The following is a 1,857-nucleotide window of genomic DNA, read 5'->3' on the forward strand; positions in this document are numbered from 1 at the left end:
GCATTGCGCAATCTTTCCGCCGCCCTGGAATCGACGCCAATCGAAAAGCCGGCGCCTGCCGTGCCGGTCAAGAAATCTGTGACACCGGACTATCTCATCTGCCTTGAGGATGGAAAGAAGTTCAAATCGCTCAAGCGCCACTTGCGCACCCACTACGATCTCTCGCCGGACGAGTACCGAGAGAAGTGGGGCCTTCCTGCCGCCTATCCGATGGTCGCGCCAAGCTACTCCGCGACCCGCTCGTTGCTGGCCAAGGCCAATGGGCTGGGGCGGAAGATAGAGGCGGTCGAAGAGCCCGCCAAGGCGGCCCGGAAGAAGATCGGACTTCGGCTTAAGGGAAGTCTGTAGCGGCGACCCCGCCGCAGAGACTTTTGAAGAGCGCGAGAGGGGCGAAGCATTTCCCTCTTGCGGCAGCCAGAAGAGGTCGAACCATTTCTGCACGCCCTCGCGCCACCGGCCTCCGAAAGGGAGAGGGGCTGCGGCTTGCCGCGATCAGCGTCTAGTCTGGCAGATTGCGTCGTCTGTCGTACAAGGGCCGAGAGCGCGTTGCCTTTCCTGCCGGTGGCCAGCGTGTCCACACCATCGCGAAGCACCTCGTCCCAGCCGCCATCCGGTAGGGAAGCATCGTTGTCTGGCCCGCACCCTTGAACGGAATGCCTCACACCGCATGCTGCGCCCCATTGTGTCCCGAACTGTGCCAATACCGGGAGTCCTCGAACGGATTTCGGCGCTGCCGCTGCTGCCGCTCGTCGCCGCGATCCGGGGCGAGATCCTTGCGAGGATCTGCACGGAGATCCTGCGCGAGATCTGCGCCCACTTTTTGCAAAGATCCTCGCGCAAGTGTCTGACGCTCGGCCGCCGCCGCCAGCTCGCGCGGAATCTCGATCTCGCTGCGCACGCCCATGTGCTCCGCGACCCCGCGCCGTTCGGCATAATCGCGCGTATAATCGAGCGTCGTTTTCTTCGCGCCCGACCGGCCGAGCCGATTGCCAAGCTGCTTGAATGCCAGCTCGTCGGCGCTGTGGACTTTCCAGCTATTCCGCTCGGCCTCCTGGCCGTCCGGAATCCGCACCGTCTGCGAGCCGACATGCTCAAGCCCGATTTTATCGCCGGGCTGCGGCGCAGCCTCTTTCATCGCCCGTTCGAGGTCCACGCCCCAAATCGTGTGTTGCTTGCCGGCGTCAGTTTCCAGTGTCACAAAATAGCTGTCGCGGTTCTTCGGCCTTGTGCTCATAGGGCGCAGCTCCATGCTCGACCAGCCGACCGGGCGCCAAGCTTTGGTCGGCGCGGCAGTAGGCGAACTCGTCCCTGCCGGCGTAGAGCTGCGCGCTGTCCCTGTGCCGGGTCATCGCGACATAGGTCAGATGCCGGTCCATCGTCCCCGACGCCAGCACAAAGGCGAGATCGACCGTCGCGCCCTGGTTCTTGTGGATCGTCGTCGCATAGCCATGGTCGATCGCGTTATAATCGTTCATCGTGACCGATATGGCGCGCGCGCCCTTCTCCCCGCTGCGCGCTGCGCCGTCGAGCCGGGCTACCATGTGGCCTAGCTCGACGGTCTCGACCGTCCCGAGCATGCCATTCTTCACGCCGAGGCGGGATGCGGACGAATACTTGGACTACCCGGAGGTAATTCATGTATTCCTACGAAGACAGAGTTCGAACGGTCGAGTTGTACATCAGGCTCGGCAAACGTGTTAAGGCGACCATTCGTCAGCTTGGGTATCCAACTAAGAATGCCCTGAAGGGCTGGTGCCGGGAATTCGAGCAACGTCTTGATTTGCATGTGGGCTGTGCAGTCCGGCCCCACAAGTATTCTCAAGTTCAGAAGGAGGCGGCTGTTGAGCACTACCCAGC

General features: G+C 62.3%; 3 protein-coding genes and 1 pseudogene. 2 read left to right on the forward strand and 2 right to left on the reverse strand.

Annotated elements, in window-relative coordinates; genetic code table 11:
- Positions 1-348: Ros/MucR family transcriptional regulator (locus tag WH91_RS19805; protein WP_046172747.1), on the forward strand; the 348-nt coding region annotated here is incomplete at its 5' end.
- Positions 349-658: 310 nt separating this feature from the next.
- On the opposite strand, the gene WH91_RS26250 is transcribed toward WH91_RS19805, so the two are convergent.
- Complete coding sequence (locus WH91_RS26250; RefSeq protein ID WP_199533562.1) at positions 659-1,234, reverse strand: hypothetical protein; 576 nt, start codon at positions 1,232-1,234, stop codon at positions 659-661.
- On the reverse strand, positions 1,182-1,577 hold the full coding sequence (locus tag WH91_RS26255) for an ATP-binding domain-containing protein (RefSeq protein WP_046172749.1): 396 nt from the start codon (positions 1,575-1,577) through the stop codon (positions 1,182-1,184). Before WH91_RS26255 ends, WH91_RS26250 begins: the two co-directional genes overlap by 53 nt.
- A gap of 59 nt (positions 1,578-1,636) precedes the next feature.
- On the opposite strand from WH91_RS26255, the pseudogene WH91_RS25135 reads away from it, so the two are divergent.
- Positions 1,637-1,857 (forward strand): annotated as a pseudogene (locus tag WH91_RS25135) (IS3 family transposase); the annotation flags it as partial.

It is taken from the genome of Devosia psychrophila, assembly GCF_000971275.1.
Lineage (GTDB): Bacteria > Pseudomonadota > Alphaproteobacteria > Rhizobiales > Devosiaceae > Devosia > Devosia psychrophila.

Coding starts and splice junctions, on each gene's coding strand:
- WH91_RS26250 (WP_199533562.1), bottom strand. CDS start 1,234: ATGAGCACAAGGCCGAAGAACCGCGACAGCTATTTTGTGACACTGGAA.
- WH91_RS26255 (WP_046172749.1), bottom strand. CDS start 1,577: ATGCTCGGGACGGTCGAGACCGTCGAGCTAGGCCACATGGTAGCCCGG.